A 13,213-nucleotide genomic window follows, 5' to 3' on the forward strand; every position below is an offset into this window, starting at 1 on the left:
GTGCTTAGGGCGCAGGAACTTGCTGCGCTTCCCTGCTGACCGGGCTCCTGCGGATGGTGGCGCTGATGACGGCGGCGATGGTGCACATGGCGGCCGCACCGGTCCAGGGGTAGGTGTAGTGGCCGTTGGTGTCGCGGACAGCGCCGGCGGCGAGGGCGGCTGCCGCCGCCCCAGCTGGTGTGCGGCGAGGGTCCAGAACGTCCGCACCCTGCTGGCCCGGCGTACCACCTGCAGCGCGCGAAAGGCGGCGTTGGAACGGTTCCCGCCGGCTGCGGGCCGGGCTTGGCCAGGTGTCCCGGCTTCCGCGCCTACGGCAGGACGCCGGCATCTGCCGGCGAGTTCTTGAGGAACTTCAGCACCAACGGGACCACCGCGAGGGCGCCGGCGGCGATAAGCAGCGAGGCCTGCCGCCAGCCCGGGTCCTGCGCGAGCATGGCGATGAACGGAAGGAACACCAGCTGGCCGGCTTCGCTGCCGGCCGTGAGGATGCCGATCACCAGCCCCCGGCGGGCGCCCGGCGCAGCTGCTTTATCGGGAACCGTGCCCCACGCTGCCGTATGGCGGCAGGAACCTCACGGGATCGAGCTGAAGGCCTGCTCCAGGTCCGCAATCAGGTCCTCCACGTCCTCGATGCCGCAGGAGAGCCGCAGCAGGTTAACCGGGACAGCCAGTTCGGTACCCTTGACCGAGGCGTGGGTCATCTCGGACGGGTAGTTCATGAGTGACTCGATGCCGCCCAACGACTCCGCCAGCATAAACACCTCGGTGGACTCGGCCACTTTACGGGCCGCCGCTTCCCCGCCCTTGAACTGCACGGAGACCATGCCGCCGAAGCCCCGCATTTGCTTCTTCGCCAGCTCGTGGCCCGGATGGCCGGGCAGGCCCGGGTACAGCACGGCCTCAACTTCCGGGCGTTCCAGCAGCCATTCGGCCACTGCCTGGCCGTTGAGGCTGTGCCGGTCCATCCGGACGCCCAGGGTTTTCAGGCCGCGGGTGGTGAGGAAGGCATCCATCGGGCCGGAAACGGCGCCCACGGCGAACTGGATGAAGCCGATCTTGTCCGCCAGTTCCGCGTCCTTGACCACGACGGCGCCACCCACCACATCGGAGTGTCCGCCGATGTATTTGGTGGTGGAGTGGATGACGACGTCGGCCCCGAGGGCGAGCGGAGTCTGCAGGTAGGGGGACGCAAAGGTGTTGTCCACGACGAGGAGGGCGCCGGCGTCGTGCGCGATCTCCGCGAGCGCAGCGATGTCCGTGATCTTCATCAGCGGGTTGGACGGCGTCTCCACCCAGAGGAGTCGGGTTTGATTGGCGGCGACGGCCTGCCGGACGCTGTCCAGGTTGGCCATGTCCACGGGGGTGTTGCCGATTCCCCACGGACCCAGCACGCGGCTGATCAGCCGGTAGGTTCCGCCGTACGCGTCGTTGCCGAGCACGATGTGGTCGTCCGGCTGTGCCAGGCCGCGGATGAGGGCGTCTTCGGCAGCGAGGCCGGAGCCGAAGCTGTACGCGTGGGTGCCAAGCTCCAGGGCTGCCAGCTGCTCCTGCAGGGCATCGCGGGTAGGGTTCCCGCCGCGGCTGTATTCATACCCGTCGCGGAGCCCGCCGATCCCGTCCTGCGCATAGGTGGTGGCAAAGTGCACGGGCGGGACCACGGCGCCGGTGCGGGGCTCGAAATCCTGCCCGGCGTGTACGGCGCGGGTATTGAAGCCTTGGTTCGCGGACATGATGCTCCTTTAGTTGCTGAGGTAGGCCAGCAGGTCGTGCCGGGTGAGGATGCCGACGGGGGCGCCGACGAACGTGACCATCACAGTGTCCACGTCCGAAAGCAGCTCGCGGGCGGCCGAGATGGTTTCCAGCGAGCCGATGACGGGCAGCTTGGGGCCCATGTGCTCGGAAATCTTGTCCGTCAGCTTCGCCTCGCCGCGGAAGAGCTTGGCGGTCAGCGTCCGCTCGTCCACCGCGCCCAGGACTTCGCCCATCACCACCGGGGGCTCCTGCGACAGCACCGGGATGTGGCTGACGCCGAACTCGTTCATGATGTTGATGACGTCGCGGACGGATTCGTTCGGGTGGATGTGCACCAGGTCCGGCAGCTCGCCGGTCTTGGACTTGATGACCTCGCCCACGGACGTTTCCTCGCCGCCGGACAGGAAGCCGTAGGAGCGCATCCACTGGTCGTTGAAAATCTTGGCCAGGTAGCCGCGGCCGGAGTCGGGCAGGATCACCACGACGACGGCGCTTTCCGGAAGATCCTTGGCCGCCTCCAGCGCGGCCACCACCGCCATGCCGGACGAGCCGCCCACCAGCAGCCCCTCTTCCCGGGCGAGTCGGCGGGTCATGGCGAAGGAGTCGGCGTCACTGACGGCGATTACCTTGTCCGGGACTGTCCTGTCGTAGTTCGCCGGCCACATGTCCTCCCCCACGCCCTCCACGAAGTAGGGGCGCCCGGTGCCGCCGGAGTAGACCGAACCTTCCGGGTCCGCGCCGATAATCCGGACCACGCCGCCGTCGGACTCCAGCCTGTCCGCCGAAACCTCCTTGAGGTAGCGGCCGGTGCCGGTGATGGTGCCGCCGGTGCCGGCGCCGATCACGACGTGCGTGACCTTGCCGTCCGTATCGCGCCAGATCTCGGGGCCGGTGGTCTTGTAGTGGCTGCCGGGCGCCGCGGGGTTGGAGAACTGGTCCGGCTTGTACGCGCCGGGCCTCTCGCGGACCAGCCGGTCCGAGACGCCGTAGTAGCTCTGCGGGCTGTCCGGCGGGACGGCGGTGGGCGTGACCACCACCTCGGCACCGTAAGCCTCCAGCACGGCGCGTTTGTCCTCACCCACCTTGTCCGGCACCACGAAGACGCACTTGTAGCCCTTCTGCTGCGCCACGAGGGCCAGCCCAACGCCGGTATTGCCGGACGTGGGCTCCACAATGGTGCCGCCGGGCTGCAGCTTGCCCTCGCGTTCGGCATCCTCCACCATCTGCGCCGCGATGCGGTCCTTGATAGAGCCCCCCGGGTTCAGGTACTCCAGTTTGACCAGGACGGTGGCTTTGATGCCCTCTGTCACGTGATTGAGCTTGATAAGCGGGGTGTTGCCGATGAGGTCCAGAATGGACTGGGCGTACTTCATAAGTACAAAGCTACCGCTTCCTGCCCTGCATGCTCAGGCGAACATCAGCAGCAGGATTACCACAGGGAACAGCGACTGCCCAACCCCGCTGATCCAGAGCCTGCGTTCGCTGATGATCAGAATTATGCCGAGAATGGCGTGCGCGATGCACATCATGGCCACCATGGTGCGGCCCACCGTGACCTCCCCGGAATTGACCAGCACCACGCCGGTGATCGCGAACAAGCCCCAGATCATGTTGTAGAACCCCAGGTTGAACGACCACATCCGGACGGCAGCGGTGTCCTCGGGCTTGATCAGGAAGATCGGGTAAAGGCGCTGGTCCGCGTGCCGGAAGGATTCGAGGAGGCCCACGGTGATCAGGACGATTCCGTTGATGACGGCCAGCACCTGGGCAGCGGTACCCATAACGGTTCCCGTGGCGCTACGCGGGCTGGTTGTCCGCGGGAAGGTTCTCCCACAGGCCCATCACGTTGCCTTCGGTGTCCCTGAAGTACGCGAAGGAGCCCATGCCGGGGATGGTTTCCTTGGGCTTGACCACGGCGCCGCCCATGGATTCCACGGTCTGGAGGGTGGCGTTGATGTCCGGCACGTCCACCGTGATCACCGGCGTCTTCAGGTCCGCCTCGCGGGCAAACATGCCGCCGTTGATTGCCCCGGGTTCGGGCTGGCCGGTGGACTCATCCATGGGCGTAGTGACCACCATGTTGTAGTCCATTCCGGGGACGGGATCGATCCGCCAGCCAAGGACGTCCTGGTAGAACTTTTTGGCCCGCTCCTGGTCGTCTGCGGGAATTTCGAAATGCACTACTCCGCCCATTGCTTCCTCCTGGTTTTCGGGCCGTTCGGCGCCTTTGCCGGCTCCTACAGGGTGGAGTCTAGTCCCGGTACCGGTGCTGGTTAAGGGCATTCTTCCCGCCCGCGGGCGATCCTGCGGAGGCCCGGTGCCACAGGAGCGTGGGACGATGGAAACATGACCGTTGCAGAGGCACCTTCCAGTCTGGCTGCCGCGGCTGACGTGTCCCTGCGCTGGTATCCCGGTGCCCCGTACAGCCTGGGCAGGACCATTGGGCCGCTGCTGCGCGGGAACAGTGACTCCTCTTTCAGCGTCCAGGGCGGCGTGGTCTGGAATGCCTTTACGACGCCGGACGGGCCGGCCACGCTCCGGCTCAGCCCGGCGGGCGGCGGCATCGGTCCGCAGGCCTTGCCGGAGCCGTTCGTGGACATCCAGGCATGGGGTCCCGGCGCCGCCGCGGCCGTGGAAGCAGCGCCCCGGCTGCTGGGCGCTGACGACGACTGGCGCGGCTTCGACGAACCTGCCTTCCATGCCACGCTTCCCCACATGGTGCGGGAAGCACGACGCCGGAGCCTGGCTTTGCGGCTTCCGGCCAGCGGGCGCATGGTGGACCAGTTGGTGCCCATCATCCTTGAGCAGAAGGTCACGGTGATCGAGGCCCGGCGGGCCTACCGGTACCTGGTGCACCGTTTTGGAACACCGGCGCCGCGGGCAGGATCCTCCACGCCTCCCGGCCTGGTGGTGCCGCCCACTGCTATGCAGTGGCTGCAGGTCCCCAGCTGGGAGTGGCACAAGGCGGGTGTAGGGCCACAGCGGTCGGCGACCGTCATGCGGGCGCTGCGTTCCGCCGCCGCGCTTGAGCGCCTGGCCGCTTTGCCGGCTGGCGAGGCGGGAGCGAAGTTGCAGACCATCCCAGGTATTGGAATCTGGACGGCGGCGGAGGTGGTGCAGCGGACACACGGCTGCCCTGACTCCATTTCGGTGGGCGACTACCATCTCGCCGCGTATGTGGGAGCCGCCCTGACCGGCCGGCGGACCGATGACGCCGGGATGCTCCGGCTGCTGGAGCCGTGGCAGGGCCACCGCCAGCGCGTGGTGCGGATGATCCAGAGCAGCGGCTTCCGCAAACCTGTATATGGTCCGCGGATGACCATCCAGGACCATCGCCGGCACTAGCAGGAAGCCCCGGACCAGGCCGGGATGAAGGTTGCCAGCCAGTTCAACCCGCCGACCTGCCTGGTCAAGACGAGCGTGAACTGTTCGCCGAGACCATCGGTGGGCACACACGGTCCCCGCATGCAACAGAACGGACAGGGCGGCCGGGGCCGGTATTGTGAAATCCATGAGTGCACCCATCGACCTGCAGGCAACGTTCATCCCCAACGAAGGCGAGTTTTTCCGTGTGAAGCTCGCGCTGGAAATCGCCATCGACGAGGTGGTGAACGAACCGGGCTGCATCCGCTACGAACTCACGGAGGCCACCGAGGAGAAGCTGGTGCTCACGGAGCAGTGGGCCTCCGAGGAGGACCTGGACAAGCATTCCAAGGGCATCGCCGTGCAGGACCTGAACGAGTCGCTGAGCGCCCTGCTGGCCGAGCCCGTCAAGCTGGAGCGCATCTAAGGCGGCCCCAAACAAAACCGCGGAGCCTTCCACCTGGAGGGCCCCGCGGTTCCTGTTTAAGGAGTTTTAGAAGTCGGGAATCTGCGTGCCGTCCTGCGGCCCGGCCTGCTTGCTGGCAGCAGCGGCGGCTTCTTCCCGCTGGCGCGCCACGTGCGCATGGACTTCCTCCATGTCCAGGCCCTTCACTGCGTCCACCACCTGTTCGAGCTGCTGGGCGTTCAGCGCACCGGGCTGGGAGAACACCAAAACCTTCTCGCGGAAGGCCATCAGCGTGGGGATGGAGGAGATGCCGGCTTCAGCGGCGAGTTGCTGTTCGGCGTCCGTATCCACCTTGGCGAAGAGGACATCCGGGTGCTTCTCGGAAACAGCCGAGTATGTGGGGGCGAACTGCTTGCAGGGCCCGCACCAGTCAGCCCAGAAATCCACCAGGACAATGTCATTGCCCTCAATGGTTGATGCGAACTGTTCACCTGTGATGTCAAGGGTAGCCATGGGTCAACGCTACGCGGATTGGCGCCCTTTGTCGTGGCCGGGATGCCCATGTTCGCTTCCCGCGTCATTGGGAATAACCCGGGACAGGCACACAATGCACCCCGGGGCCGGCCGCCGTCGCGCTTAAACCGTGCGACGGCGGCGCAAAAGCTCAGGCGCCCGCGTCCCACAGGTGCGAGGCAGGGGTGCGGCTGCCGGGCAGGGCGCTTGAGGCGCGCCATTCGTGCAGCCACTCCGGCAGCACCAGGTCCGCAGGCGGGGCGCCAAACTCGCTGAAGATGTCCTCCAGGCCGACCGGCCCGGCTTTGGTGACCAGGCGGGTGGCGATGTAAGCACGTGCGTAAAGATGCATGCCCTCATGCTACCCGCGGGTAACATCCGAGTGGCAGGCCCGCGGGCGGGCTCCGCGTAGGATTTCCCCATGACCCAGCAACGCTACCGGGACCTGGCGGAGTGGCCGCTGATGGCCACCGCCCTCGTCTTCCTGGCGGCGTATGCATGGCAGGTCATTGGCCGGGCTGACGGCAGCACCGCAGCATTGCTGGAAGCCGTCATGTGGGCCACCTGGGTCATCTTCGCGCTCGACTACGCCGTCAACCTGTGGCTCGCCCGCGACCGGTGGGACTGGTTTGTCCGCAATCTCCACGAACTGCTCATTGTGGCACTGCCCTTCTTCCGGCCCCTGCGGCTGCTGCGTTTGGTCACCTTGCTGTCAGTCCTGCACCGGACGGTGGGCGAAACCTTTCGGGGCCGGGTGGCCACCTACGTGGCAGGATCGGCGGCCATGCTCATCTTCGTGGGCGCCCTCGCAGTGCTGGACGTGGAGCAGGCGGCACCCGATGCAAAGATCGTCACCTTCGGCGATGCGTTGTGGTGGGCAATCACCACCATCACCACCGTGGGCTACGGGGACCTCTTTCCGGTGACGCCCATCGGCCGGCTGGTAGCCGCGGCCCTGATGATGAGCGGCATCGCCGTCCTCGGCGTGGTGACGGCATCCATCGCCTCATGGCTGGTCCAGCGGGTGGAAGACACTGCAGAAACGGTTGCCGAAGCCGTCGAGGAACCGGTGCGGACCGAGGTGGCGGAACTGGTGGCCGAGGTTGCCTCGTTGCGCCGCGAAATCGCGGAGCTCAAGGAAGAGCGCATGCCGTAACAACTCTTCGCCTGACGCCGGGCCAAGGGCCGGGCAAGTAGCCGGTGCATGGTGTTTGCGTAGCAGGTCCGGAAGCCACCAAGTAGCCGTCCGGGAAATTCGGGTAATTCCTACTGGTGCTACCGGCGCCGTCGGCTTACTAGACTCGGGATTCCTAGGACCGAAGACGCACTGCGGGTCCCCTGGGCTGGCCTCCCGGGTGCCCGCTTCCACGCGGAGCCCCGCATTTTCTGGGTATGCGGACGCCTCCATCGCACACCGTTTCGCGGCTCCGGCATTGGCTGGTGCTGCAGCGTGCTGCATCCCGATCCGCCCCGCTGCCCGCTACAGCGACTGTGGCGCCGCCAGCCGGGACCGACCCCGATGAGCCACCCATAATCAGCCTTTCACCACCACCGGCGAAACCGAGAGCAGAAGTTTCGCCACCGATGAACCCCGCAACGGTCTCACAACCGGCCGCCCCGCCATCAGCAACAAGTTATGGGCAGGAATGGCCTCCGCCGCCGTCGTGGCAGCAGTAGGCGTTGGCGCGCTCGCGGCCCGGCCGGATGCCCTACAGCAAAGTACGACGCCGGCCGGCCAGGTTGCCGGCGCGGCGGCACCTGCAGAGGTAGCGGCAGCCGCGGAACAGGCGGACGCCGCTCCCGAGGCTCCGGCGCCTGCACCTGCCGCGGCGGAGCCAGTGCCCCCGGCACCTGCGCCGCCCGCTCCTGAGCCGCCTGCTCCTGATCCGGCGCCCGTGCCGGCAGCCGAGTCGAATCTCTACACCGTGGTGTCCGGTGACACGGTGGGCAACATCGCTGCTCGTCACGGCGTGGACATAAATGCCATGCTGGCCGCCAATGGACTGGGCCCGTACAGCATTATCGTCCCGGGCCAGGCGCTTCTCCTTACCGGTCCTCCGGTAGCGGCCGCTGCCCCGGCTGCCCCTGTTGCCGCCGCGGCACCTGTTGCAGCACCGGCTCCTGCGCCCGCTGCAGAACCGGCCCCTGCTCCCGCGCCGGTTCCGGCTGCCCCGGCAGTCCGGACCATTTATGTTGCCGGCGCAGGCGGCCAATCGCTGGTAGACGCCTGCATCGGGCCTATCCACTACATGCCAAACGACGGCTATTCCCTGTTCATCACGGAGCACGACTACTGCGGCGGCTGGGCACGGTTCTCGGGCATCGGCGTTGGTGAAACGGTGACGATCGCCGGGTACGGAACCTACACTGTGACGGCCAGGGGCCAGGTTCCTAATCCGGGCACCACCAACGATGTCCTCAATGTGTTCGGCGGTTTCCCTGGCGCCATCCTGCAGACCTGCATTCCCGGCACCAGCCAGATGCTGCTGATTGCGCTGAACTGATTCCGCCCATCAAAAGCTTGTCCGCGGATCCTGACCCTCAAGGCCGGGTTCCGCGGACAAGGCCATGCCGTTCGTAGTGCCGCTAGACGTGGTGGCGTTCGGAAATGTGTTTACCAGATGCCCACCATCTTGTGGTCGGAGATCACGGGAAGGCGGCGGACCTGGTGCTTTTCCATCATGTCGATAGCCTCGTCCACATTGGCATCCGCATCAACTCACCGCCAGCCTACGTCCGCCCCGGGACAGTGTCGACAGGCCGTTTGCACTGAATATCCGGACGCAGAAAGCCTCCGGAACCGTGGGGTTCCGGAGGCTTATCCTGTCAGGGAGCCGCGCTTACCAGCTGGCTGTGCACTGGCTGTCCTGGTCTATTGGAACGTGAGCACCAGCTTCGGTGCGTATTGTCCGCCATTCACTTCCTTGGAGTTGAGGTCCAGGCCGTCACTGCTGCTGGAGTCCAGTCCGAGTGAAAGGAACGGACCGAGGTCGCCATTGAGGGCGTCCACCGCCAAAGTGATGCTCCGGTCGGTATTGGTGGCTGTCGACCCGAAACTGCCGACAGTGGAGCCGAGAGCGGGGCGATTGCTGTAGGTGATCCCCGTTTCGGTCCACCCGTCGTCAGCCACGTGTTTGACGTTCTGGGTACCCGTTGACCCGCTGGTGGAGCTGCGCAGCTGCAACGTCGCACCAGTGATTGTTTTGTCCGCATAGGACGTCAGGTCGAACTTCAGGTATGTGGTCGTAACGGGGCTGCCATCCACAGCCAGCAGCGTGCTCGAACCAAAATTTGATGTCGACCCGCTCAAGACATAACTGTCAGCGATAGCGGTAAGAGTGACGGTCGTACCTCCTGCGGGTGGTGGGGTCGTCGCAGCCGTGGTGAAGTTCCAGCTCACCGGCGATGTCAACGCGTTGCCGCCAAGATCCTTGGCCACGGTCGAGATCGAGGCCGTGTAGGTCGTCCCGGGGGACAGATCCGCAGTCGGGTTCAGGGTCGCAACTTTGCCCGTGCTGTCAAGCGACACACTCGCCGACACTGTGCTTGTTGCATTTTTCAGTGTGAATGCTGACTGGACTGTCGACACACTCATTGCTTCCGAGAACGTCGCCGTCACGTCCGACGTCAGGGACACTGCGGTGGCATTCGCAGCCGGAGACGTAGGCGTCACAGTCGGAGGAGTTGTATCTGTGGTACCACCACCGCCGCCACTGCCGGCGCCGCCTTGGTAGTGGTGCCAGTACCGGCTTGTTGCATTCACGTCGGCGAGCAGCAGCACACCGCTGTTCAACGTGCCCCAGGCCTGACTGTTGAGGTTCTGCTTGGTGGACGTTACGTTGTGGACATATTGATCGGCGTCGACAATGAGCGGAGTTTTTGCCGAGCTGAAGCTGATGTTGCCAACAGATGCGGATTTCTCGTAAATCGCGCCGCCCGAGCTGGTGCAGACCCCTGCGTTTGTTGTGCCGGTCGGCTTCGGATAGGTGGCAAACGTACGCAGTGTTGCAGGCGACGTGCTCTCGTCAATCATCACAATCACACGGTTCGGGCACTCGGCCACGGTCGCGATGGTGTGTGCCGTCCACGCCGAGGTCGACGCGTCCAATGCCAGCAACTGGATCAGCGGCTGGGACGAGGAGGTGTACGAGGTCTTGATCGCGGCGAAGACCTTGTCCGAGGAAGCATCCAGCCACTTCAGGTTCATGTGGTCATCACCGCTGCGCTGGCCCTTCACCGCCGCCACAGGAACCGTCCAGCCGGTGTTCCACGCGGCAGTATCAGGTCGATAGCTCCAGTACATACCATCTGTTGCGTCCCCGACTTGCCGGCTCCACATCACGCCAATCTTGCCGCCGAAGGCGATCACGGCAGAGTTGTCGTCGACAGACACGTTGGTCGACGACGCGGGGTGCGGGAACCCGGACGACGTTTCCCAGGTGGATCCATCTGTACGGGTGACGTTCATGTAGATACGGTTCCCCTGCTGCCACGTTGCCCACACGCGGCCGGTGGAGTCCTTGTCGATGGACAAGGTTTCAGTTCTTTGGTTGTTGATCTGGGACGAGCCCAGGCTCGAATACGTCTTAGTACTCGCGTTGTAACTGTATCGACGCATTGTGGTCGGGAAATTGGCCTCAGCGGGCAGGCCGTCGTTGACAAACCGGTAGCTTGCAACGAAAAGGGTCTTCCCGTCCCACAGCACGTCGTGGTGAGTGTTGGCCCGCGTATCCGTAGTCACGCCCGTACTGGTCCATGTGTTTGTCGAGGCATTAAACCGGAAAATTTCGAAGTCCGAACTGGCAGTGTCCCAAAGGTTTCCCCACCAGATCCCGTCGTTGAACCACAACGCGTTTGTCTGCCGCTTGGTACCCGTAGGCGTTCCCGTCCCTGAGTGCGAGGGACCCTCGACACCAACGTCCCCCGGAGCGGCGGTTGCGGGAACCGGCGCCACCACGGCGGCCAGCGCAAGCACCAGCGCCGTTAGCAGGGAGTTGAGGCTTAGCTTTCCCGACCGGTTGAGACGAAGGTCCTCCGGAGGATCACCCCGCTTTGTGCTGGCCCGGAAATCACTGTGGATCCTGCCGCGTCTGCCAAGAAAAAAGGGGGAATCGTACCGCATCATTGCTCCCTGCAATAGAAGGTGAACCCTCAAGTTCGTCCAGTGTCAGGTGCTGAAAAATCAAAAGCAATCCCTAATCGCGGCTACGTAACTCCCCTAATTTCCGCCGCCGGCGACCCCCTAGCAGAGGGCCTCGAGCAAGTATCGCCGCAGAACGATTTGAGTACCGGCGGCCAGTACATCCCACTTCCGCAGTCTGTGCCTCTCGGCTACTCTTGCTCCAAAATATGCGAGGGAACCATGAAGCCTTTGAGCCTACTGCCGGCACTTGTCCTGGCTCTTGCCGCCTGTTCAGCTCCTGCACCTGTGCAGGACCCAGCTGCCCCCAAGACCGAGGCCTCAACAGCCGCAGCGTCGACCCCTCCAACACCCACGCCGGAGCAGTCCTATAAAATCACCACTGCATCGGGTGCGGAGATCAGCTTTCTGCTGCCGGCATCTGCCACCGACCCGGCTGTGGAGGCGATTGAGGCCTACAGGGTGAAGGCCGGAGCAGACCCCGTGTCATACCTTGTCGCCGATGTGGACAACCGCAAGGGGAACATGCCCGTCGACATGTACATGGTGAACGTATTTGACGACCAGGGACGCCACGTCAGTTTCTCCAGGGTCACGGACGTTATCCAAAGCTGGGGCCCCACCTACAGCTACGACTTCAAGTGGACGATGGGCGACGGTACCCCAGTGGACGAGGGCGTAGGTGCAGGGCTGAGACGTGAGGCCACAGCCCTGCAAGACGCAAACCTTGATGGCGCCGACCCGGGAGAGCACGCCAGGATCATCCTGGCGTCCCCAGACGCCGATCTCCCCACGAGGGTAGCGCGCGTCACTGTCCAGCCCTCGGGCATGGGCACGGAAGAAGAAGCGCGGCCTGCTTCTTGATGCCACCCGAACGGGGCAACAGGAGCACCTCGCCCAATCACTTCAAAAGAAAAAACCCGTCCGGATCTCGTATGAGATCCGGACGGGTCCGGTGTGGCAGATGAGGGATTCGAACCCCCGTAGGCAGTGCCAGCTGATTTACAGTCAGCCCCCTTTGGCCGCTCGGGTAATCTGCCGAACTTCAAAAGAAGACCCCGGCTGCAGTCTTCAGAACGTCCGTTTCCGGACCGTTCCGCTTCCAGTAACCGCGGGCAAGACAACTTTACAGAACTTCCGCTGAAGAATCGAATCGGGGCCCGCACCGGTTGGAAAACGCCGGAACTGCGCGGAATTTAGTGCCGTCACGGTTCGCCCAGGATCGCCCCTGCCAGCTTCGCCTCGAACCTCGCGGCCTGCTCCTCGGTGATCTGGTTCAGCTGCACGGCCCGCTGAAGGTCGGCATGGACACCCTCCATGCGGGACGACGCATCCAAAATTGGGCTGAAGATGATGGAAGTAGCCGCGGCAGCCGCCGCCGAAAGGGAACTGTGAATCCTTCAGCCCAGCCGGTAGTGCATCCGTATTAGGCTGGAAGGCAGAGATTTAGCCCTGCCGGCGCGCAGGGCCCCACGCGCATAAGGAGAGTCATGGCAGGCGAGTCAACGTTCGACGTCGTAAGCAAGGTGGACAAGCAGGAAGTCGCCAACGCACTTAACCAGTCCCAAAAGGAAATTGCACAGCGTTATGACTTCAAGGGCGTTGGAGCTGAGATCGACTTCAGCGGCGAGAAGATCCTCATGAAGGCCAACTCGGAAGAACGCGTCAAGGCTGTCCTGGACGTCTTCCAGTCCAAGCTGATCAAGCGCGGCATTTCCCTCAAGTCCCTGGACAGCGGTGAGCCCTACGCTTCCGGCAAGGAGTACCGCCTGGAGGCCTCCATCAAGGAAGGCATCGCCCAGGACCTGGCGAAAAAGATCAACAAGCTGATCCGCGACGAGGGCCCGAAGTCTGTCAAGTCCCAGATCCAGGGCGACGAACTGCGTGTTTCGTCCAAGTCCCGGGACGACCTGCAGGCCACCATGGCACTGCTGAAGGACTTTGAGGAAGCGGACCTGCAGTTCGTCAACTTCCGCAGCTAGGCACCCGAGCGCGTCGATACCGATGCGAAAAATTTCTTCACGTCAAGGGCCGGCGCA

General features: G+C 64.4%; 12 protein-coding genes, 1 tRNA gene and 4 pseudogenes. 6 read left to right on the forward strand and 11 right to left on the reverse strand.

Going from position 1 to position 13,213, the window contains the following annotated elements:
- Positions 1-4: 4 nt before the first annotated feature.
- The 5 genes and pseudogenes from ACLH0K_RS12975 to ACLH0K_RS12995 all read right to left on the reverse strand — a co-directional run.
- A pseudogene (locus ACLH0K_RS12975) lies at positions 5-506 on the reverse strand (hypothetical protein); the annotation flags it as partial.
- 66 nt (positions 507-572) lie between these two features.
- On the reverse strand, positions 573-1,730 hold the full coding sequence (locus ACLH0K_RS12980; RefSeq protein WP_411373977.1) for a cystathionine gamma-synthase: 1,158 nt from the start codon (positions 1,728-1,730) through the stop codon (positions 573-575).
- A 9-nt stretch (positions 1,731-1,739) separates the two neighbouring features.
- Positions 1,740-3,125, reverse strand: coding sequence for a cystathionine beta-synthase (locus ACLH0K_RS12985; protein ID WP_411373978.1), 1,386 nt, complete (start codon positions 3,123-3,125; stop codon positions 1,740-1,742).
- Between the two features lie 33 nt (positions 3,126-3,158).
- Positions 3,159-3,533 carry a DUF1304 family protein gene (locus ACLH0K_RS12990; RefSeq protein WP_411373979.1) on the reverse strand — a complete coding sequence of 125 codons (375 nt, stop codon included), beginning with the start codon at positions 3,531-3,533 and terminating at the stop codon, positions 3,159-3,161.
- Between the two features lie 16 nt (positions 3,534-3,549).
- On the reverse strand, positions 3,550-3,945 hold the full coding sequence (locus ACLH0K_RS12995; protein WP_411373980.1) for a VOC family protein: 396 nt from the start codon (positions 3,943-3,945) through the stop codon (positions 3,550-3,552).
- 153 nt (positions 3,946-4,098) lie between these two features.
- Between ACLH0K_RS12995 and ACLH0K_RS13000 the strand changes: the two genes are divergently transcribed.
- Complete coding sequence (locus ACLH0K_RS13000) at positions 4,099-5,097, forward strand: DNA-3-methyladenine glycosylase family protein (protein WP_411373981.1); 999 nt, start codon at positions 4,099-4,101, stop codon at positions 5,095-5,097.
- 166 nt (positions 5,098-5,263) lie between these two features.
- Complete coding sequence (locus tag ACLH0K_RS13005; RefSeq protein ID WP_411373982.1) at positions 5,264-5,542, forward strand: putative quinol monooxygenase; 279 nt, start codon at positions 5,264-5,266, stop codon at positions 5,540-5,542.
- 66 nt (positions 5,543-5,608) lie between these two features.
- Here the strand turns inward: ACLH0K_RS13005 and trxA are convergent, their stop codons facing one another.
- Positions 5,609-6,034, reverse strand: coding sequence for a thioredoxin (gene trxA / locus ACLH0K_RS13010; protein ID WP_411373983.1), 426 nt, complete (start codon positions 6,032-6,034; stop codon positions 5,609-5,611).
- Positions 6,035-6,185: 151 nt separating this feature from the next.
- A pseudogene (locus ACLH0K_RS13015) lies at positions 6,186-6,380 on the reverse strand (4-hydroxybenzoyl-CoA thioesterase); the annotation flags it as partial.
- Between the two features lie 75 nt (positions 6,381-6,455).
- On the opposite strand from ACLH0K_RS13015, the gene ACLH0K_RS13020 reads away from it, so the two are divergent.
- Positions 6,456-7,190 carry a potassium channel family protein gene (locus ACLH0K_RS13020; RefSeq protein WP_411373984.1) on the forward strand — a complete coding sequence of 245 codons (735 nt, stop codon included), beginning with the start codon at positions 6,456-6,458 and terminating at the stop codon, positions 7,188-7,190.
- Positions 7,191-7,680: 490 nt separating this feature from the next.
- A complete protein-coding gene (locus tag ACLH0K_RS13025; RefSeq protein WP_411373985.1) occupies positions 7,681-8,538 on the forward strand; it encodes a LysM peptidoglycan-binding domain-containing protein in 858 nt (285 codons plus the stop codon).
- Between the two features lie 116 nt (positions 8,539-8,654).
- On the opposite strand, the pseudogene ACLH0K_RS13030 reads toward ACLH0K_RS13025, so the two are convergent.
- Positions 8,655-8,753, reverse strand: a pseudogene (locus ACLH0K_RS13030) (CBS domain-containing protein); the annotation flags it as partial.
- A 153-nt stretch (positions 8,754-8,906) separates the two neighbouring features.
- Positions 8,907-10,883, reverse strand: coding sequence for an Ig-like domain-containing protein (locus ACLH0K_RS13035; RefSeq protein WP_411373986.1), 1,977 nt, complete (start codon positions 10,881-10,883; stop codon positions 8,907-8,909).
- A 579-nt stretch (positions 10,884-11,462) separates the two neighbouring features.
- On the opposite strand from ACLH0K_RS13035, the gene ACLH0K_RS13040 reads away from it, so the two are divergent.
- Positions 11,463-12,038 (forward strand): hypothetical protein, encoded by a 576-nt coding sequence (locus ACLH0K_RS13040; protein ID WP_411373987.1) that lies wholly within the window; start codon positions 11,463-11,465, stop codon positions 12,036-12,038.
- Positions 12,039-12,132: 94 nt separating this feature from the next.
- Here ACLH0K_RS13040 and ACLH0K_RS13045 read toward each other — a convergent pair.
- Both ACLH0K_RS13045 and ACLH0K_RS13050 read right to left on the reverse strand, forming a co-directional pair.
- Positions 12,133-12,214 (reverse strand) — tRNA-Tyr (locus tag ACLH0K_RS13045).
- Between the two features lie 165 nt (positions 12,215-12,379).
- Positions 12,380-12,565, reverse strand: a pseudogene (locus ACLH0K_RS13050) (hypothetical protein); the annotation flags it as partial.
- A gap of 99 nt (positions 12,566-12,664) precedes the next feature.
- Here ACLH0K_RS13050 and ACLH0K_RS13055 point away from each other — a divergent pair.
- On the forward strand, positions 12,665-13,156 hold the full coding sequence (locus ACLH0K_RS13055) for a YajQ family cyclic di-GMP-binding protein (protein WP_138136122.1): 492 nt from the start codon (positions 12,665-12,667) through the stop codon (positions 13,154-13,156).
- Positions 13,157-13,213 lie beyond the last annotated feature (57 nt).

The sequence above is a fragment of the Arthrobacter sp. MPF02 genome (genome assembly GCF_046605375.1).
Classification (GTDB): Bacteria; Actinomycetota; Actinomycetes; order Actinomycetales; family Micrococcaceae; genus Arthrobacter.

Bases quoted from the DNA above. Each gene is read 5' to 3' on its own strand.
- ACLH0K_RS12990 (WP_411373979.1), bottom strand. From the start codon at position 3,533: ATGGGTACCGCTGCCCAGGTGCTGGCCGTCATCAACGGAATCGTCCTG.
- ACLH0K_RS13000 (WP_411373981.1), top strand. From the start codon at position 4,099: ATGACCGTTGCAGAGGCACCTTCCAGTCTGGCTGCCGCGGCTGACGTG.
- trxA (WP_411373983.1), bottom strand. From the start codon at position 6,034: ATGGCTACCCTTGACATCACAGGTGAACAGTTCGCATCAACCATTGAG.
- ACLH0K_RS12985 (WP_411373978.1), bottom strand. From the start codon at position 3,125: ATGAAGTACGCCCAGTCCATTCTGGACCTCATCGGCAACACCCCGCTT.
- ACLH0K_RS13005 (WP_411373982.1), top strand. From the start codon at position 5,264: ATGAGTGCACCCATCGACCTGCAGGCAACGTTCATCCCCAACGAAGGC.
- ACLH0K_RS13020 (WP_411373984.1), top strand. From the start codon at position 6,456: ATGACCCAGCAACGCTACCGGGACCTGGCGGAGTGGCCGCTGATGGCC.
- ACLH0K_RS12980 (WP_411373977.1), bottom strand. From the start codon at position 1,730: ATGTCCGCGAACCAAGGCTTCAATACCCGCGCCGTACACGCCGGGCAG.
- ACLH0K_RS12995 (WP_411373980.1), bottom strand. From the start codon at position 3,945: ATGGGCGGAGTAGTGCATTTCGAAATTCCCGCAGACGACCAGGAGCGG.
- ACLH0K_RS13055 (WP_138136122.1), top strand. From the start codon at position 12,665: ATGGCAGGCGAGTCAACGTTCGACGTCGTAAGCAAGGTGGACAAGCAG.
- ACLH0K_RS13025 (WP_411373985.1), top strand. From the start codon at position 7,681: ATGGCCTCCGCCGCCGTCGTGGCAGCAGTAGGCGTTGGCGCGCTCGCG.